Origin of the sequence: Arenibacter algicola, assembly GCF_018860365.1 — a bacterium.
Taxonomy (GTDB): Bacteria; Bacteroidota; Bacteroidia; order Flavobacteriales; family Flavobacteriaceae; genus Arenibacter; species Arenibacter algicola_B.
Map to the genome: position 1 here is coordinate 103,230 of NZ_JAHKPO010000023.1, position 20,500 is coordinate 123,729.

At 40.4% G+C, this 20,500-nt stretch carries 14 protein-coding genes; 12 read left to right on the plus strand and 2 right to left on the minus strand.

The window, feature by feature from the left end:
• Position 1: 1 nt before the first annotated feature.
• The 3 genes from KO529_RS18325 to KO529_RS18335 all read left to right on the plus strand — a co-directional run bounded on the left by KO529_RS18325 (position 2) and on the right by KO529_RS18335 (position 3,849).
• Positions 2-3,199 carry an efflux RND transporter permease subunit gene (locus KO529_RS18325; RefSeq protein ID WP_215949319.1) on the plus strand — a complete coding sequence of 1,066 codons (3,198 nt, stop codon included), beginning with the start codon at positions 2-4 and terminating at the stop codon, positions 3,197-3,199.
• A gap of 116 nt (positions 3,200-3,315) precedes the next feature.
• Positions 3,316-3,621 (plus strand): hypothetical protein, encoded by a 306-nt coding sequence (locus KO529_RS18330; protein ID WP_215949320.1) that lies wholly within the window; start codon positions 3,316-3,318, stop codon positions 3,619-3,621.
• A gap of 21 nt (positions 3,622-3,642) precedes the next feature.
• Positions 3,643-3,849 (plus strand): YgaP family membrane protein, encoded by a 207-nt coding sequence (locus tag KO529_RS18335; protein WP_031445982.1) that lies wholly within the window; start codon positions 3,643-3,645, stop codon positions 3,847-3,849.
• A 112-nt stretch (positions 3,850-3,961) separates the two neighbouring features.
• On the opposite strand, the gene KO529_RS18340 is transcribed toward KO529_RS18335, so the two are convergent.
• Together KO529_RS18340 and KO529_RS18345 are read right to left on the minus strand one after the other, a co-directional pair.
• Positions 3,962-5,656 carry a SusD/RagB family nutrient-binding outer membrane lipoprotein gene (locus KO529_RS18340; RefSeq protein ID WP_215949321.1) on the minus strand — a complete coding sequence of 565 codons (1,695 nt, stop codon included), beginning with the start codon at positions 5,654-5,656 and terminating at the stop codon, positions 3,962-3,964.
• A 30-nt stretch (positions 5,657-5,686) separates the two neighbouring features.
• Positions 5,687-9,100 carry a SusC/RagA family TonB-linked outer membrane protein gene (locus KO529_RS18345; protein ID WP_215949322.1) on the minus strand — a complete coding sequence of 1,138 codons (3,414 nt, stop codon included), beginning with the start codon at positions 9,098-9,100 and terminating at the stop codon, positions 5,687-5,689.
• 460 nt (positions 9,101-9,560) lie between these two features.
• Here KO529_RS18345 and KO529_RS18350 point away from each other — a divergent pair, with 460 nt between their 5' ends.
• The 9 genes from KO529_RS18350 (at position 9,561) to KO529_RS18390 (ending at position 20,493) form a co-directional block, all read left to right on the plus strand.
• Positions 9,561-11,069 carry a sodium:solute symporter family protein gene (locus KO529_RS18350; RefSeq protein ID WP_111622690.1) on the plus strand — a complete coding sequence of 503 codons (1,509 nt, stop codon included), beginning with the start codon at positions 9,561-9,563 and terminating at the stop codon, positions 11,067-11,069.
• Between the two features lies 1 nt (position 11,070).
• A complete protein-coding gene (locus KO529_RS18355) occupies positions 11,071-11,286 on the plus strand; it encodes a hypothetical protein (RefSeq protein ID WP_215949323.1) in 216 nt (71 codons plus the stop codon).
• 17 nt (positions 11,287-11,303) lie between these two features.
• Positions 11,304-11,534 (plus strand): hypothetical protein, encoded by a 231-nt coding sequence (locus KO529_RS18360; protein ID WP_215949324.1) that lies wholly within the window; start codon positions 11,304-11,306, stop codon positions 11,532-11,534.
• 13 nt (positions 11,535-11,547) lie between these two features.
• Positions 11,548-14,118, plus strand: a complete 2,571-nt coding sequence (locus KO529_RS18365; RefSeq protein ID WP_215949325.1) for a glycosyl hydrolase 2 galactose-binding domain-containing protein — start codon at positions 11,548-11,550, stop codon at positions 14,116-14,118.
• A gap of 60 nt (positions 14,119-14,178) precedes the next feature.
• Positions 14,179-15,270, plus strand: a complete 1,092-nt coding sequence (locus KO529_RS18370; protein WP_215949326.1) for a sialidase family protein — start codon at positions 14,179-14,181, stop codon at positions 15,268-15,270.
• 29 nt (positions 15,271-15,299) lie between these two features.
• On the plus strand, positions 15,300-16,583 hold the full coding sequence (locus KO529_RS18375; RefSeq protein WP_215949327.1) for a DegT/DnrJ/EryC1/StrS family aminotransferase: 1,284 nt from the start codon (positions 15,300-15,302) through the stop codon (positions 16,581-16,583).
• Between the two features lie 57 nt (positions 16,584-16,640).
• Positions 16,641-17,459 carry a glycerophosphodiester phosphodiesterase gene (locus KO529_RS18380; RefSeq protein ID WP_215949328.1) on the plus strand — a complete coding sequence of 273 codons (819 nt, stop codon included), beginning with the start codon at positions 16,641-16,643 and terminating at the stop codon, positions 17,457-17,459.
• 71 nt (positions 17,460-17,530) lie between these two features.
• On the plus strand, positions 17,531-19,306 hold the full coding sequence (locus tag KO529_RS18385) for a purple acid phosphatase family protein (RefSeq protein WP_215949329.1): 1,776 nt from the start codon (positions 17,531-17,533) through the stop codon (positions 19,304-19,306).
• Between the two features lie 182 nt (positions 19,307-19,488).
• Entirely contained in the window at positions 19,489-20,493 is a 1,005-nt protein-coding gene (locus tag KO529_RS18390; RefSeq protein WP_215949330.1) for a Gfo/Idh/MocA family protein, read from the plus strand.
• The last annotated feature ends 7 nt before the right edge of the window (positions 20,494-20,500 follow it).

Below are 20,500 nucleotides of genomic sequence, written 5' to 3' on the forward strand. Positions count from 1 at the left end.
GATGAAAGAAGGATTAGCAGGCAAAATTGCCAAAGCGTTTATAGGTTCCAAGTTAACGGTCCTTTTAATGATCGTATTCATGGTCATTGGGGTGTACAGTTCGTTCTTGATTCCACGGGAGGAAGAACCACAGATAGATGTGCCCATGGCCGATATCTTTGTAGGTTACCCCGGGGCAAGTCCCACCGAAGTTGAGAGCAGGGTTACCAAACCCCTTGAAAAGTTAATTTCCAATATTAAAGGGGTAGAATATGTTTATTCTACTTCCATGGAGGAGCAGGGGATGGTTATAGTGCAGTTCTATGTAGGTGAGGATATTGAACGTTCGTTTGTTAAACTCCAGAACGAGATTAATAAACATATGGATGAAATGCCGCAAGGTGTTACCTTCCCTTTGATAAAAACCAGGGCTATAGATGATGTTCCCATGTTGGGACTTACCTTATGGAGCGAAAATTACGACGATTACCAACTAAAGAAAATTGCCCAGGAACTTACGGATGAAATTGAAAAGGTAAACGATGTGTCCGCCACCCAAAGAATTGGTGGCCGAAATCGTCAATTAAGGGTGGTGTTGGACAAGGATAAATTGGCGGAAAGCGGATTGGATTTTCTGTCCGTTGCCCAAATGATCCAGGCCAATAACCAACAAATTAGCGGAGGTACCTTTGATAAGAATGATACCGAATTTATGGTAACCACAGGTAAGTTCCTGGAAACTGCTACCGATGTGGAAAATTTGGTGGTAGGGGTACAACAGAACCGTCCCATTTATTTGAAGCAAATTGCCAGTATACAGGATGGACCCGAAATTCCCAAGGAATACGTATCCCTAGGTTTTGGTAAGGGAAGTGAAAAAGGGGAAACCTATAAGTCCGAATATCCTGCCGTAACCATTTCCATTGCCAAGCGCAAGGGTGCGGACGCCATGAATATTTCGGATATTATTTTAGAGAAAGTAGATCATTTAAAAAAGAATCTTATCCCGGATGATGTGCATGTGGAGGTGACCCGAAACTACGGGGAAACAGCTTCCCATAAGGTATCGGAATTATTAATGCACCTTATTGGGGCCATAATAGCGGTAACCTTTGTAGTAATGTTGGCCATGGGATGGCGTGGAGGATTGGTAGTGTTTCTTTCGGTACCAATAACCTTTGCCTTAACCCTGTTGAGTTACTATTTGCTGGACTATACCTTGAACCGTATCACTTTGTTTGCATTGGTTTTTGTAACGGGTATTGTGGTGGATGACTCCATTATTATTGCAGAAAACATGCACCGGCATTTTAAAATGAAACGCTTGCCTTTTAAACAGGCTGCCTTGTATGCCATTAATGAAGTGGGTAACCCTACTATATTGGCCACTTTTACCGTAATTGCTTCCGTATTGCCCATGGCTTTTGTCTCCGGTCTAATGGGGCCTTATATGTCACCAATGCCAATTGGAGCTTCTATTGCCATGTTGTTGTCCCTTTTTGTGGCCTTGACGATTACGCCTTATTTAGGGTATATATTTCTTAGGGAGAAGGATAAAAAAGGAGAGGAAAAGGTAGAGAAACCTTTGGAGGAAACTTTTATCTATAGGATGTACCATAAGTTTGAGAATCCTTTGATAGAAAATAAAAAGAAACGCTGGTTGTTTTTGGGAATTACCTTCTTGTTGCTATTGGGTTCCATAGGCATGTTCTTTACCAAATCGGTGGCGGTAAAAATGTTGCCGTTCGACAATAAGAACGAATTTCAGGTGGTCATAGACATGCCCGAAGGTACTACTTTGGAACGTACTGGAGTGGTGGCCAGGGAGATTGCCCAATACCTGAACACTCGTCCGGAAGTGGTAAACTACCAAAGTTATGTAGGCACTTCTGCACCAATAACCTTCAACGGTCTTGTACGTCATTACGATATGCGGGGAGGAAGTAATATGGCCGATATTCAGGTGAATTTATTGGATAAGGGAGACCGAACTGCTCAAAGTCATGAGATAGCCAGTTTATTACGTCCAGAGATTCAACGTATTGGTGATAAGTTTAATGCCAATGTTAAGATTGTTGAGGTGCCACCTGGACCTCCAGTGCTATCTACCATTGTTGGGGAAATATATGGCCCTGATTATGATACACAGATGGACATTGCGGACCAGGTACAGCAGATTTTGAAAAACACCCCGGATGTGGTGGATGTAGATTGGATGGTAGAAGCCGACCAGATAGAATATGAGCTTATCATAGACAAGGAAAAGGCAATGCTTTATGGTGTTGCACCCGCGCAAATTGCCCAAACTATGAATATGGCCCTATCCGAGAGGGCGGTTACCAATCTATATGATGAAAATGCTTCCAACCAAATTGGTTTGATATTGGCCCTGGAGGAAAAGGAAAAATCCACTATCCAGGATATTACCCAATTGCAGGTGAAATCCCAACAAGGAAATGGCAATATGGTGCCAATTGCAGATTTGGTAACTATAGAGCAAACTACCAGGGCCAAGAGCATTTATAGAAAAAACCAAAAGAGGGTGGTCTATGTCCTTGCCGATATGGCCGGGGAACTGGAAAGTCCGGTGTATGCTATTTTAGGGATGACCGATAAGTTAAAGGCCATGAATTTGCCCAAAGGATATTCCATTGATGAACTCTACATAAAGCAACCCGACTTTGAGGATAATTACACCGTAAAATGGGATGGGGAATGGCAGATTACCTTGGAGGTATTCCGGGATCTTGGATTGGCCTTCCTAGGAGTAATTTTCATCATATACATATTGATCGTGGGGTGGTTCCAGAATTTTAAGGCCCCGGTAGTAATGATGGTGGCTATACCACTTTCCTTGATCGGGATTGTTTTGGGGCATTGGATGTTGGATGCGTTTTTTACAGCAACTTCCTTCATTGGAATGATTGCCCTAGCGGGAATTATGGTACGGAATTCCGTGTTGTTGATCGATTTTATTAATCTGCGATTGGCGGAAGGGATTCCTTTAAAGTTGGCCGTAATAGAGGCCGGTGCCGTAAGGACTACTCCTATTCTATTAACAGCGGGAACCGTGGTAATTGGGGCGTTTGTAATCCTATTCGATCCTATTTTCCAAGGGCTGGCCATTTCCCTGATGGGAGGTACCATTGTCTCTACCGTGCTTACACTGTTGGTAGTTCCTTTGGTGTACTATATGATAGAACGGAAGAACTATAAATAATAAGGACGGGTCTCTGAGCGGAGTTAAAGCGAGCCCTCTAGGGGATTAATTTGGTCAATACCGATTTTGGGGATAAAGGCCCAATTCATAATAACGGAATTTTAAAATATAAAGTAATGAAACTACTCATAGTAACCGTTGTAGAGGAATACGCTAAGGAAATTCTACAACTCTTTAAAAAGGCCAATATTGAGAGCTTTAGCGGCTCCGATATTGATGGATATAAAAATCCTGCCCAAGTGCTCATGGCTTCAAACTGGTTCCCTAGTGAAAAAGGAGGTGTGGAATCTGCCATGTTTTTTTCCTTTACCTCCGAGGAAAATATTGATATTTTATTTGAACTTATTTTATCGTTCAATAATAATTTGGAAACCAACAATCCTATAAGGGCTGCAGTGGTTCCCATAGAAAAGTATATTTAATAACCTTTAAAAAATAGTATTATGATTAATAGATATATCAGGGCAATTGCCGGGGCTTTTGTAGTTATTAGTGTTGTATTGGCTGTATATGTAAACATAAACTGGTTGTGGTTTACCGTTTTTGTTGGGGTAAACCTTTTCCAATCTGCTTTTACCCAATGGTGCCTTATGGAAAAGATTTTGTTCAAATTGGGAGTAAAAAAGGAAGGGGATAGCTGTACCGTATAAGGGTCATAAAGAGTAGTGGGCTTAGCCATAACTATTAGACAAAAAAAATGCCCCGGGAAACCGGGGCATTTTAAAACTAACTCAAAACTCAATAAATAAAACTCAATCTTTATTACCAAGGCTTAGTAACTCCTTGTAGAATCCATGGTTTGGACCATGGAGTGTCGTTTTCGAATTTTCCGGGAACATCGTTCGTGTGAGTGGTTGTTTCCAATGAAGATAATGCTGCATTGTAATTGGCTTCATTAATATTCCTTTCTTCATCAGGATACTGAAAACGAACCGGAATTACTGACGATAGGGCAAAAGGACCTGTCTGTAGATCTGGAAGGCCAGTACGTCTCCAATCCAAGTAGGATTCAGAAGCGGTAGCAAAGTTGGCAATCCATTTTTGTTCCATGATTTGCGCCAAAGTACCATTATAGGCGACATCAGTATTGGTTATATAACTATCATATTCTCCACCAATTCCCCATGTTTCCAAGGAAGCTTCCACCCCTTTGTTGTAGTTGCCTTCTGCATCTGAGCCCCAACCTTTTAGAGCAGCTTCCGCTTTTAAGAAACAAACTTCTGCATAGGACAGAACCCTAGCTTTTAGGAATTCACCACTAGCGTCTTTAAACTGATCGTTCATTAGTGAAACATGTACGTTGCCTCCACCTTGTACCGGGTTAGGGTTCAAGTTATAAGTATATGGCTCTGATCCTTGATACGATACTGGGATACCCACATAGGTACTACTAGTATCTATTAAACTTAATCCAGCCAAACGATCGGCTTTCCAAGTAGTTTTGTCATATATCTTTAAACCATTATCAGCAAGAGTTTCTTCATTGATATAACGTACTCCATCTACTACTACATCATCTGCTCCTCCAGGAACGTCTGCGGCAGCTACAACTTTAATTGGAATTGCAACAGGTGCAAACCAAATGTCAGCTCTTGGGTCATTAAGTTCCCGTAATCTATCGGTAAAAGTAGTACAAGGCTTAACACGATTGAAGCTGGATGCTCCTCCTGTTGAGCTGTTACTTGGCTGAGCAGTAGCATCAGAGGTACCTATATAGGCCAAAGCACACTCCTCATCCACACTGCTGATCAAAGGTTTCGCCAATGTGGCTGTTACACCTGCTTGCGCATAAGATGGGTCTTTCTCTGACAATCGCATGTAATACCGCAGGGCCAAGGAGTTGGCATATTTCATCCATTTTTCTGCATCGCCTCCAAAGAAAACATCTTGGCTGGCACCAAAAGCCTCTAGGTTACCCATATTGCTGGATATTGAAGCTGCAGCAGCCACAAAATCAGCAATAGCCCCTTTATACACTGCTTCTTGAGAATCGTAAGTTGGTAGAATAACATCCTCGTCAGCTTGTACCGCATCAGAATAAGGTACGTCACCGTAGTAATCTGCCAAAGTAACAAAGTTCTGCGCCATTAATATTTGGGCAATAGCTTCATGTAAAGTATAACCTAATTCCTGAGACCGTTGTAGTGCTAATTTAGCACTACGCAAGTTTCCGTAGTAGGTGTTCCATCCACTTCCATCCCAGTCGTAATTGTTGTTACCCCATGAATCTTTTTGGGTGTATTGCACAAAGGCAGATAGTTCTCCACTATAGCCTTTATTACCCACGTCCAAAGCAGTATTCACCATCACTTGCGTTAATAGAAAACTTGGATTGCCTTGGCTAGGATCTACCCCGTTGGGGTTTTGGTTAATTTCTGTAAGGTCATTGTCGCACGAAGTAGTGGACACTAGACAAACTACGAGAAATAGTTTAAATATCTTATTTATTTTACTCATGATTTTTTGTTTTTTGTTTAAAGTGCCTAATTAGAAACTTACGTTAAGTTTGAAACCTACTGGAATGGTAAATGGGCTTATGTTAAAGCGTTCAATACCTTGCTTAAATTGGATACCACTTCCTCCTTGTGTACTTGATTCGTGCTGGAAAGCCATCTCAGGGTCGATTCCTATATCGGCCTTGGTCCATAGGATAATATTTCGGCTAAATAAAGATATATTTAGATTTTGAAGCCCTATTTGCTTAATATGTTTACTTGGCACGGAATAAGTAAGTGAAATTTCTCTTAATTTTAAGAAATCAGAATCAAAAGTTGCATTTCTAGTAAAATCCCATCCGTAGTGATCTTGGTATCTTGTAATTACAGTTCCAGGACCACCTAAGTTTTCGGCTGTAGCTATGAAGTTGCCATCATCGTCATAATCCCCTTGTACCCCTGGCATAAATACACCATCGTTCAATGTAATTCCACCTTCTGTTAATGGATACCCACCATCCGCTGCTGTAGGTCCACCTACTAACACATAGAATTCACCATCTTCTGATAAGAATTGGTCTGCATTCTCTCTTAAATAGGCAGGAACATCGGAAATGTCATTAAAATTATGCAATTTATCAATCCATCGTTGGGTATGTAAATCAGATTCTCCGTATCTGTGAGTTTGCGAAACAAACTGTCCGCCTTTTCTCCAGTCAAAATTCATGGAGATGCTCCAGTTCTTGTAGGATGCAGATGTTGTCATCCCTAAAGTGAAATCTGGGTTAAAGTTTCCAATAATTGGGGCAACCCTGTTTCCGTCTGCATCTTCCCTAGTACGATCACTGTTTTCAAAACCAGAATCGTCAATAATTGGCCAACCATTGTAGGGAGAGTTAGGATCATCAACACGCACTAGAGCGGCATCAAAAATATTTCCTATTTCTTCACCAACCCAAGTTATAGCACCACCACGGGCATCGGTCCACAACGTAATGGAATTCATACCTTCAGCTAATTCAATCACTTTGGTTCGGTTTCTGTTAAATACGAAGCCCATATCCCAACGCCAATCTTTGGAGTCTATTATGGTAGCATTTAAACCAGCCTCTACACCAGTACTTCTCAATAGACCGGCATTGGTGTTTTTAGAGCTATATCCTGAGGAGATAGGTAGAGCAATACCAAAAATTTGATTTTCGTTATCGGCAGTGTAATATGTGAAATCCATACTTAGCCTATTGTTAAAGAAGGCCAAATCAGCTCCTCCTTCCCAAGATTTAATACTTTCTGGTTTTAAATCTGGGTTAAGTAGCGTAGAACCTACGGATAACAAAGATCCTGATCCCCAAGAGGTACCACCACTTAAAGTAGGTTGTAGGTTGTATGCACCAGTATCGTTACCAACTTCAGCATAACCTGCACGAAGTTTAAATAAGGATACCCCATTGCCAAAACCAAGAAGCCTATTAACCAATAAACTGGTTGATACGGAAGGGTAAAAATAGGAATTGTTATTATCTGGCAAGGTACTGGACCAATCATTTCTTCCTGTAACGTCTACATAGAACATATCTTTAATACCAATACTAGCCATTCCATACAAACTGTTTACTTGTTTTTCGTAACTGTTATAAGAGTAAACTAAATTGTCGTTGGCAATATTGGATAAGGTGAATAAACCTGGTGTTAAAAGTCCAGATCCTCTACTTATTGTGGAATTCAACAAATTGTTTCCTTTTATAACCCTTTTGTTACCACCTCCAGATACTGAGAAATCCCATCCATCCAATCTTTTGGCATAAGTTAATAAGAAATCGACATTTGTTTCATTTGTGAAGATTTTGTTGATACCGTAGGCCCCATTCATGTCTCCAGTATATCCTTTAGACAATTTGGTTTCCCGTACTTCGTTAATTTCATCCATGTTGTAACGAACCATACCCGTTAGATCATCGGTGATTTTCCACTCTCCTTTTACATTACCATAAAACCTGTTTCTTTCAAAACCATTGTTATTCTCGTAAGCTAAGAAATAAGGGTTGTTCCATTCAGTTTCTGTTGGATCGTCCCCAAAATTATAAGGTGAATTTTGGAAGATGCCTTCGTATCCTGGCAACCAATAATCCTTCATTTGGCGCACATCAATATGCGGGTTCAATTCGTAAACTGCCTGCATTGCGTTGGCACCACGGTTACCAACAGGTCTGTTGTCCGCACCAGATTTTGTATAATTAAGACTAGTACTAACCGTAAATTTATCGTTTAACTTTAATGATGAATTTAAACTGATGCTATGTCTGTTTAAATCCGTATTAGGGATGTTTCCCTTGTTCTTTAAATCCGAATAGGACAACCTGTAATTAATTCTTTCCGTATTGTCCTGGATAGAGATGTTATTGGTTGTTGTAATGGCCGTTTGAAAGAAATTCTTTGGGTTGTTGTACGACTTCAATTCCCTTGGTACTGGAACACCACTAGCAATTTCAGAAGCACTATAAGGCCATTGAATTGCCATGATGCCTTTGTCCAGTTCAGGACCTGCCCATGCTGAAGCAGTTTCGCCGATAACAATTGCACCATAGGAATTTGCCGGGAAATTATCTTCGGTATAAGGTCTAGAACCTGTAGCAAACCTAGTATGAGTATCTAAGAAACGACTAGGAATATCAAAAACAGTACTGGAATTAATAGTTACTCCCATTCCTTTTTTCGATTTTCCAGACTTGGTTGTAATTAATATAACCCCGTTACCTGCCCTAGAACCATAAAGTGCTGCTGCACTGGCACCTTTTAGAACCGTAACACTGGCTATATCGTCTGCATTGATATCAGAAATGGCATTACCGTAATCCACTTTGTTATCTCTACCTATCTCTGTAATGTTGTTAGCTGTATTAATTACAGGAGAACCATCAATTACAAATAATGGTTGGTTGTCACTGGATAATGAAGCTGCACCCCTAACATTAATATTTACAGTAGAACCTGCACCACCAGTAGAGTTGATATTCACCCCGGACACTTTACCCGAAAGAGCGTTTAGAACGTTCTCTTGTGGCACATTGTCCAAAGCATCACCGCCTACCTCGCTAACAGAATACCCTAGAGATTTCTTTTCCCTAGTAATACCAAGTGCAGTTACTACAACTTCTTCCAATTGTTCGGATGAGGTTGCCAAAGTAACATTGAGAGTAGATTGGTTGCCAACAGCTACTTCCTTTGTTTCCATTCCCAAATAGGAAAATACCAAAACAGAACTACTGTTAGGAACAGTAATACTGTAAATTCCATCAAAATCCGAGGTTACACCAGTAGTAGTTCCCTTAACCACCACGGACACCCCTGGGAGCAATTCGCCATCATCACTGCTGACGACTCCCGTTACTCCTTGTTGTGCCAACATGATTCCTGAAACCATACTGAACAAAAGGAAAGTCAAAAATTTCAAGCTTCTTTTTTTCATATTCATTTATATTAATTGGTTGAGTAATTAGCATTTCGTTAACAAAACTATTGTAAAATAATCGACAAAAAGCATAGTATTTTATTAGATACTTATGGAATATTACCTCTATAGGGGTCAATATTATGATAATGATAATTTTAGGTTAATATATGTTTGCTTTTGGGCAAGAATATTTCGTTAACGTAAACTTCACATTTTGGAACTTAAATATTTTGAGACGGTTTTACAGTTAAAATGGGTATTGGTTTAATATATAAGGTAGTGGTTGGTCCTATCAATATTAGTGGAGTGATATTTCATTCATTGCAAAAACTGCTATAATTTTAACTTAATTATCAAGAAATAAGTCAAAAAACTAGGTCTTATGTCAATATACCATGCAAATGCAATAAGATTTACTTATTCAATCACCTCTATTTGGATTTAATTTGTAGGTAATTAACCAAAATGCCAAACGATGTTAGCAGGTATAGATTATTTTATAGTAATAGCTTATATAATAGGAATGTTGTTATTAGGGCTATATTTCAAAAAATTTGTCAATAGTTCAGAAGACTATTTCCTAGGAGGCAAAAGTTTACCCTTTTGGGCTATTGGTATGTCTATCGTTGTGTCGGACATAGGGGCATTGGATTTTGTGGGTGTGTCCGGTCAAGCCTATCGATATGGTATTTCTGTCGGCAACTTTGATTGGGTAGGTTCTGTTCCTGCCATGTTGTTGGCGGCATTTATTTTTATTCCATATTTCTGGCGAGGGGGTATGTATACTATACCTGAATACCTTGGAAGAAGGTATAACCAAAAGGTAAGGACTATAGCTTCGGTTACCTGGATTCTGTTTTTTGCCTTGGATCTGGGGGTTCTTTTTTGGGCCAGTGCGGTGTTATTAAATGTTCTTATGGGGTGGCCCATCTGGATTTCGATAGTTGCCACTGCGGGTGTGGTTGGTCTATACACTTATTTTGGGGGTATTACCGCTGTAATTATGACCGATGTAGTACAGTTCGTTATAATGTTCATAGGAGGTTTTGCCCTAGTTTTTCTTAGTCTTTACGAAGTAGGAGGTTGGGATAATATGGTAGATAAAATTGCAACAATGGGACCAGAGTATCGCAATCATTTCGATATTATTCAACCTCAGGATACGAAATCGCCCTTTCCATGGACCGGCATATTATTCGGCCTAACCTTTGTTATGGCCAATGCTTATATGATAGGGAACCAGTCTATTGTGCAGCGCTGCCTTACTGCCAAGAACGAATGGCACGCAAAGGCGAGTATGATTTTTGGTTCTGCCCTTAAAATGTTTATTCCAATTTTGGTTTTGTTTCCTGGGCTTATGGCAGTGGTGGTTCATCCTGGCTTGGCCGATGGGGACCAAGCACTTCCAATGATGATCAAATCCATTCTGCCTCCTGGTTTGGTAGGACTTATGTTCGCCGCATTTTTTGCTGGGCTTATGTCCAGTGTGGATTCGTTGTTGAATTCAACGGCAACCTTGTTTACAAAAGATATCTACGAGCCGTTTATTAAAAAAGGGGCGGATGACAAACATTATTTAAAGGTTGGGCAGATTACGACCTTGGTGCTGTTGCTTATTGGAGTTGCAACTTCGCCTATTAGTAGTGATTTCCCTGGAATTTACGTGGCCATACAAACCTTTATGTCTTATTTCCAAGGACCAATATTCGCCATTCTCCTATTGGGTATATTCTGGAAACGAACAACGGAATGGGGAGGACTTTCGGCGTTGGTCATAGGAATTGGATTTGCCGTTTATCTTAATGTATTTAAGGAGCAATTCTTTACCATAGAAGATCCCTTTCTCTATATTTCCTGGTGGTCCTTCCTATTAGGATTTATAATTAATGTAGTAGTTAGTTTGCTTACCAAGAAGCACACCGAAGAACAACTTAAAGGCTTGGTGTTTAGTTCTAAAATTTTAGTGGAAAATAAAAAACTGTAATATGTTCAATTTTGACTGGCTTTCCGGTGTTTCACAAGAAACTGCAAAAATGATATTTCTTTCTTTGTATGCGCTAATAGGTATATTGGTGCTGTTATTGCCCACAGAGTATGTTTACGAGGGCATTGCCAAGGAAGATCGGCACTGGTGGAACAATTTAAAACTATGGTCTATTGCCGTACTATGTATTTTGGCATCGATCTATAATCATTTTTAACCCCTTAATAAAAAAGTATGGAGACAAATGAAATAAATGCGGGATTAAAGGCCGCTCAAATTAACAATGCTCTTGGATTTTTCATTATGGCTTTTGGGGTTATTGTACTTTTTGCAATGATCTATACCGAAACCTTTGTAGAACATATGACCGACATGGTTGCTGGTTTAATACTAATATCTATTGGCGGGGGAATGATGTGGAAGGCAAAAAGTACCATAAAGAAATTAAAATCCAAGAAGGAATAATAAAACATATACAATGCATAAGTCCTTCCAGATAAAGTTATCGGATAATTGGAGAATCCAGAGTTCAAATAAAGTTTCGGAAAAGGGGAGTGAAATCTCGACTAAGGCCGAAATTTCGGAAAATTGGTTTCCTACAGTAGTTCCTTCAACGGTTTTGAGCACTTTGGTAGCCAACAAGGTTTACGAAAACCCCTTTTTTGGGGAGAATTTAAAGACCATCCCAACAGAACAGTTTAAAGTATCCTGGTGGTACACTACCGGTTTTGAACTTACAAAGGAGCAATCCAATGGGTTTGGCAGTTTAAAATTTGATGGTATAAACTATAAGGCCAATGTTTGGTTAAATGGTGAACTCATTGCCGATGCCTCCACTATAGATGGGGCATATCGTATTACTTCTTTTGATGTAAGTTCACATATCAAAAGTGGGTCCAACATTTTGGCCATTGAGGTAATTCCACCGCAACCTGGCGACTTTAGTATAGGCTTTGTAGATTGGAATCCTTCCCCACCAGATGGGGATATGGGTGTTTTTAGGCCTGTAACCCTTCATTTACATGGTGGGGTACAAATTGAAAAACCCTTTGTGCAGACCAAGGTAAATCTTGAAACCTTGAAAGAGGCCGATATAACGGTTTCGGCAGAATTGACCAATTACTCCAATACTACAATTTCTGGAGAATTAGTGGGGACCATAGGTGCTGTGGTATTCAAGAAAAATATAAGCTTGGAACCAAAGAAGAAAGAGCTGATCACCTTTGATAGTAAGGAGTTTGTGGGTCTTAATTTTAAGGAACCAAAACTTTGGTGGCCCGTTAATTTGGGGAATCCGGATCTCTACGATCTGGATTTGAAATTTGTGGCCAAGGAGGAGGTTTTGGATGAAGCCCAGCTGAGATTTGGAATTCGCGATATACAGGATTATTGGTTAAATGAAATACACCGCGGTTATAAGGTAAATGGACAAAAGGTATTGATCAAAGGTGCCGGTTGGACGGATGATTTGCTTTTAATGGATACCGATGAAAGCATTGAAGCCCAAGTGAAGTATGTAAAACAAATGAATCTGAATTGTATTCGTTTGGAAGGTTTCTGGGGCAAGGACCACAAATTGTACGACCTCTGTGATGAACATGGAATATTGTTAATGGTAGGTTGGAGCTGTCATTGGGAACATGAGATCCATATGGGTGTACCGGTCAATGAGCGCTTTGGAGGCGTTTATAAGCCAGAGCATATTTCCCATGTGGCCCAAGCCTGGGAGGATCAGGTGATATGGTTGCGCAACCATCCCAGTATCTTTGTTTGGACCGTTGCCAGTGACAAGGTGCCGATTACGGAATTGGAACAAAAATATATAGACACTTTCGCCAAATATGACCCCACAAGGCCTTATTTAAATTCTACAGGTGGAGTGGGAAGCGATCAACATGTTATAGGCAGTGAGGATGTTATTAGCGAGATCAGTGGGTCTTCCGGCGTAAAAATGTTGGGTCCGTATGCCTATACTGCCCCAGTTTATTGGTTCACAGATACCAAATTTGGTGGTGCCTATGGATTTAATACGGAAACTGGTCCTGGAGCCCAAATACCACAATTGGAAAGTTTAAAAAAAATGATTCCTCAGGAGCAATTATGGCCCATGGGGGAAGCCTGGAACTACCATTGCGGACGGTATGAGTTTGCCGATCTCAGTAGATTTAACAAGGCTATTGAGGAAAAATATGGGGCCCCAAGTTCTTTGGAAGAGTTCGACAAAAAGGCCCAGGCCATGAATTATGAGCTTATGCGGCCTATGTTCGAAGCTTTTCAGGTCAATAAAAAGAAATCTACGGGTATTGTCCAATGGATGCTGAATGCGGCATGGCCAAAGATGTATTGGCAGTTGTACGACTATTACCTAAACCCAACAGCTGCTTTTTACGCTACCCAAAAGGCATGTTTGCCCTTGAGCCTTATTTACAATTATGGGGACAAACATATTTATGCCATAAATGACCACCTTAGGTCGGTAGAAAATTTAACTGCCCATATTAGGGTATATTCCATTGGTTCGAAAATTTTGTTTGAGGAAAAGATTGCCCTAACCGTGGATGCGGATTCATCTAAATCTATTTTGGCATTGGGAGAACTGAAAGGGCTCACAACTACTTATTTTGTAGATCTTCGTTTGTTGGATAAAAAAGGAGAAGAGATCAGCAATAATTTTTATTGGCTTTCTACCAAAGAAGAGGTGTTGGACTATGAGGCCGATTTGGGACCATTTGCTTTTCACACCCCCAGTAAGGTATATGCAGACTTCACTCAGTTGAATGAATTGCCTAAATCCCAGTTGGAGCAGTCACATTATTTTGAGCTGGACGGAGAACAACAAAATATCAAGGTAGAGCTTAAGAACAACAGTGATCATATAGCATTTTTGGTCAACTTAAAGGTGGTGGATAAAAATACCGGAGAACTTATTCTGCCCATATTCTGGGAAGATAATTTCATCAACTTACTACCAGGGGAAGAACGTATGGTCTGTGCCAATTTTAAAGGAACTTCCGAGGCTGCACTGAAGGTGGAGGGATGGAATTTGTAATAGTCCCAAGAAAGAGTTCCTTTTCTAGATTTGATTAGCAGACTTTTAATAACTGTCATTATGAGAATTTGGACAAAATATTTATTTGCTATACCCCTTCTAATATCGGCCGGGTCCTGTAAGGAAAAGCTGAAGGAAAATGGATCGGAAATATCTGGAAAGCATCCTGCCATAAGCCTTGAAGAGTATATATATCCCATAGGCCAAGGGCTAACTCCCCAATGTCACGCCCCAACTATTGATATTAGCAATGGTACACTGGTGGCTTCCTGGTTCGGGGGAACGGAAGAAAAAAACAATGACGTGGGTATTTGGGTTTCTAGAAAAATTGGGGACAAATGGACAACCCCGGTTGAAGTAGCCAATGGCGTGGAGGAAGATGGAATTCGATATCCTTGTTGGAATCCAGTTCTTTTTAAACCCCAAAATAAGCCTTTGATACTCTTTTATAAAGTGGGCCCAGATCCGTTATATTGGTGGGGAATGTATAAAACATCTGAGGATGACGGTCTTAATTGGTCTGCCCCTTTGAGACTTCCCGAAGGAATATTGGGACCTATTAAAAATAGACCCATTACACTGTCCAATGGGGATATTTTATCTCCTTCAAGTACCGAGAGCGAGACAGAGGGCCATAAAATTTACTTGGAAAGGAGTATGGATTTTGGCAAAACATGGACCAAAACGGCCCCTTTGAACGATGGCAAAAAATTTAAGGCCATCCAACCGGCTATCTTAGATCACGGTAAAGATACCATTCAATTGTTAAGTAGAACTTATCAGGGGGCAATAGGACAAAATTGGTCCTATGACGGGGGACTTAGCTGGACTGAAATGACTGCTACGGATCTTCCCAATCCTGACTCGGGGATTGATGCCCTTACCCTAAAAGATGGTCGGCATGTATTGATCTATAATCCTACCACCATTGAATCTGAGGATAGGGTTCCCTTGAGCCTAGGCCTATCCCAGGACGGTAAAACATGGAAGAGAGTGTTGGATTTGGAACCCTTAACGGCAACAACAGACAAAAAGGGAGAGGAATATTCGTACCCCACCCTGATTCAAAACCCTGACGGAATGATACATATAGTGTATACATGGAATAGAAAGACCGTGAAACACGTAGTATTGGACCCTGAAAAATTATAAAAGAAATCACTTTATAACAACCATTGACAATGAAAAAACTAGCAATAAATGGCGGCATACCTAGTCGAGATACTAATAAGAATCCGTGGCCTAAATGGCCGGTTTGGGGGAAAGAAGAGGAAGTTGCTCTGATAGAGGTCCTGAATAGTGGGGTTTGGTCCTATAATGGACCAAAGGAAATGGAGTTCAATAAACTATTTGCGGAATATACAGGGGTAAAACATTCTATATGTGTTGTAAACGGTACCATAACCATGCAAATTGCGCTGGAAGCCTTGGGTATAGGCGTTGGTGACGAGGTTATTGTCCCTGGCCTAACGTGGCAAGCTACTGCTGCCACCGTAATCGACGTAAATGCTACTCCCATATTGGTAGATATTTGTGAGGATACCTGGTGTATAGATCCAAAAGAAATTGAAAAGGCCATAACTCCAAGAACAAAGGCTATTATGCCAGTTCATTTGTACGGTGCTTTTGCGGATATGGATGCGATTATGGCCATTGCCAAAAAACATAATCTTTATGTAATTGAGGATTGCGCCCACAAGCACGGAGGGGAATGGAAAGGTAAAAAAGCAGGAAGTATCGGTAATGTAGGTAGTTTCAGTTTTCAATTATCAAAACATTTAACTGCTGGTGAAGGGGGGTCTATTACTACAAATGATACCGATTTAGCCGAGAAAATGGATGCCCTAAGAAATGTTGGTCGCAGACCTGAAGGAGATTCGCTTATTGGTGCGGACAAAGGGATAGGGGATTATGGTGATGACGGTAATTTTATTCAGTCCGGTAACTACAGGATTACCGAATTTCAAGCAGCTATACTGGTAGAGGGTTTAAAAAGATTGCCGGAACAAAATGCAAATAGAGATGCCAATGGGGTATATTTAAATACTCTTTTAACGGAAATAGAAGGGGTTACGCCATTAAAAAGAGATGATAGGGAAACCAAAAAGGCTTATTTCAATTTTGCCTTTCGATACGACTCGAACAAGTTTAAGAATTTGCCAATAGAGAAGTTCCGGTCTGCCCTGGAGGCGGAGTTGGGGATAATAGTAGATGCTTGTTATGAGCCTTTAAATAATTGCTCATTATACGTGCCGCACACAAAACCTTCCAGGCATAAATTGAACGATGCATATTGGAAGGCCATTGATCCCAAAAGGTTTTCATTACCGGTCTGCGAACGTATTTTTAAGGAAGAATCGGTCTGTGTTCACCACAAGGTGTTAATGGGAACAAGAGCGGATATGGATTTGGTTGCCGAGGCCATTAAGAAGGTTTATACCTATGCCGAGGAATTGATGGATTAAGGCAATAGGGCAGCCGTCCCAAAGACAATATCCCATAATAAGAAATATATTACACGGATGAAATTAGTGATAAGTCTTTTTATTCTTTGCTCTTGGAATAGCCTTGTTTATTCTCAAGATTCCATGGTTGTTCCAAAAGATCATAGCATGCCACAAAATGGCATTTGTGCCCATAGGGGAGCCAATGAAACCCACCCGGAGAATACTTTGGCGGCATTTGCGGAGGCCATTCGGTTAGGTGCACAGATGATCGAATTTGATGTCCAAATGACCAAGGACAATCAATTGGTGATTATGCACGATGAAAAGGTAAACAGGACTACCAATGGCCGCGGGCTGGTTGGGAATCTTAGCCTGAAAAAAATTAAAAAACTGGATGCGGGGAAATGGAAATCCAGAAGGTTTAAACGTGAACGGGTTCCCACCTTAAAGGAGGCACTGGATATTATGCCGAAAAATATCTGGCTTAATATCCATCTAAAAGGGGATGAGCAATTGGGGGCCGCAACTGCAGAGGCCGTGATTGCTGCCAATAGAATCCACCAGGCTGTTATTGCTTGTAATAATGAGGCCTCCAAAGGGGTAAGGCAGGTAAATCCCAATATTATGATGTGCAACATGGAACGATTATCCACTCGCGCTGAATATATTGATGAAACCATCAAAAAAGGCTTCGCATTTCTTCAAATAAAAAGCAGTAGGGACGATGAAAATATGTTGGCAGATTTGAAGAAGCTGAAGGAAAATGGGATTAAGGTTAATTATTTTCATTCCGAAGAAGAAGGTCGTGTGAAGGAATTATTGGACGCAGGGGTCAATTTTATTTTGACAGATCGATTGTCGGATATGCTGGATGCTTTTTCAAAAGCGAATTAGTTACTAAGTTATAAATATCATGAACATAGATCAATTAATATTGAAGAATCCAAATAAAGTATGGTAACCAAATGAGAAGATATTTAATTCTGTTCGCTGTTTTATTCATTTTTTCCTGTGCTGAAACCAAAAAGGAAGAACAACAGAACCAGACCTCTGTTAAAGATGTAATGGATAATGTAATCACCAGATTATATGAAAAAGTAGATTCCAAGGACTATGATTCCATTGACGATACTTTTATGCTCCAGTTTCTGACCGATAGCGAGAAAACAACACTGGCAACCCGTTACCAATATTTTAAGGTTAATGTACCAGTAACGGTTTCTTTGATGAGACATCTGGATCATGAAGTACCGTTTTGGCTTAAGGAAAGAGGTTTTGTAAAGACTAATGAACTCGTAAAAAATGAAGTCTATGAATATGAAGTATGGCAAAAGGATTTTGATGCGGGTTGGGTTAATCTCGGAATCCCGGGGTTCGACATGGATAGAGTCGTCTATTTTATTGCAGTAGGTCCAAAGAATAGCAATGAGGAACTTACAATTAGCGAACGCTATCCTGAGGAATATTCTTTGGAAGTGTTTAAAAAGGGGGCTTTTACATACCATGACTGGTCCGACCTTAAAATTACGGAACTGCCCAAAGAACTTGAAGGTCAGGTATTGTTCACAACGGTTAGGGGAAGGGCCAGGGAAGCACATGTAGAAGGCGCTTTTCGAAAAACAATATTCCCATCTTCCAGTCAACCCGATCAGATTATGCTTACCTGGAGTGCAGATCCTACAAATTCTATGGATGTACAATGGAGAACCAAAACTACCGTAAAAGATGGAACTGTTCAGTATTGGAAGAAAAATACATCCGACACTATTTCCTTAAATGCCTCGGTATCGGGCATGGAAGATAGAATGTTGTTCAATGATAGGTATATAAACCGATTTATAGCCAATCTGAACAATTTGGAGGCCGGAGGCAACTATGAGTATCGCGTAGGTTCAGCAGAAGCGCAGTCATGGTCTTCCGTTAGAAGCTTTAAGACCGAAGCCAAGGATGCCGATGAGTTCTCGTTTATTTGGTTTGGAGATACGCATAGGGATCCCAAATGGGCAGAAATGCTCAACGATGCTAACCTCCGACATCCTGAAACTGCATTTTATTCAATTGCAGGCGATATTGTAACCACAGGACTTTACCGTACCGAATGGGACATGTTTTTTGGATATTCGAAAGATGTGTTCTCCCATAAGCCCTTAATGCCCGTCCCTGGAAATCATGATCGGCAGGATGGTTTGGGCGCTTGGATGTATTATCAACTTTTTAGTTTGCCTAAAAATGGACCTGAAAGCGTGGATCCGGAAAGCACTTACGCTTTTGAATATGGCAACGCTTTATTTTTGATGATCGATTCAACCCAACCCAATGAAGCACAGACCCAATGGATAGAGAATCAATTGAAAAATTCCAATGCCACTTGGAAATTCGTCATGTTACATTTCCCACCGTATAATTTTGAAGAACCTTATTTGGATATTCAGCAAGAATGGGGCGGTCTTTTTGATACCTACCATGTTGATATGGTCATGGCTGGTCATATTCATTATTATATGCGTTCAAAGCCGATTAATAATGGCAAGGTTGTGGACTCGTTTAAAGACGGGACTGTATATGCAGTATCTATCGGGACCAATGGAAATCATGACGATATAGGCGAAGAACCCTATGCTGAAAAGAGGTTCAAAGAAGGTCAATTTTATCAATATATGACATTAACAGATAAAACTTTGAAATACACTACCTACAACAAAGTAGGAGAAATTGTGGATGAGTTTTTAATAAATAAATAACTATGAAATGAGCATAAACTTTTTTAAGCATACCATACTGATACGATTAAAATAAGTTTATGTGAAACCGAAAGGTTCACGAACACAAAAAATAATAAGGTCGTGAGTAAAACGAAGTGGTTACATCTGTTTGTAAATTTTGTAATTACTTCTTTTTTAATCAATTATAAAATTTTAAACATATGACAACCAGAATAGCCCTTATAGGCGCAGGATTTATATCGGATTATCATGCGCGTGGACTACAAACCCTAGCCGATGTCGAAATTGTGGCCGTGGTGTCCAAAAACCTTGAAAATGCCCAAAAATTTGCTCTTAAGTATAATATCAAAGAAGCGCTGAACGATATTTCGTCCCTTGTAAAAAGAGATGATTTGGATGCCGTAATTATAAGCACTCCCAATCAATTTCATGCTTCCTATGCCATAGAGTTTTTACAAAATGGCAAGGATGTTTTTCTTGAAAAACCTATGGGAATGAGCGGGGATGAAGGCAGACAAATAGCTGAGGTTGCCAAAAAACATAACCAATTGGTAATGGTTGGGCATATGTGGCGTTTTGATACCGATACCCGTTATATAAAGGACACCGTGGTCTCGGGAACAATAGGAAAAGTATTTAAGACCAAAGGTTATGGTATACATGAAAATTGGGGGCCCTCGGGCTGGTTTACCAAAAAGGAATTGGCAGGGGGCGGAGCCTTGGCAGACATGGGTGTCCATGCCATTGATGCTGTAAGGTATATTTTGGGAGACCCAAAACCCGCTAAGGTATATGCCAGAATTTCTACAGAATTTGGAGATTATGATGTGGACGATACAGGTATTTTGGTCATTACTTGGGACAATGGCACTGAAAGCATTATAGAAAGTGGATGGTGGCACCCCCATATGGACGGACCTGAAGCCAGTACCAGCCTGTTCGGGACCAAGGGTTATGCCAATCTGTTTCCTACATTTTTAAAAATGAAGGAAGGGGAAGGTTCGGTAACCACTGTACCCGAGCTTCCAAAAAGGGAAGATCACTGCGACCAAATAATCTATACCCGTCAAATGGAGTATTTTGTAGAATGTATCAAAACTAGACAACAACCAGTTCCCGGACTTGTGGAAGGACAAATGGTGTTGGATATTGTAGATGCGGCCTATAAATCCGCCAAAACGGGTGAGGTAGTGAATTTAATTTAGTACCCAT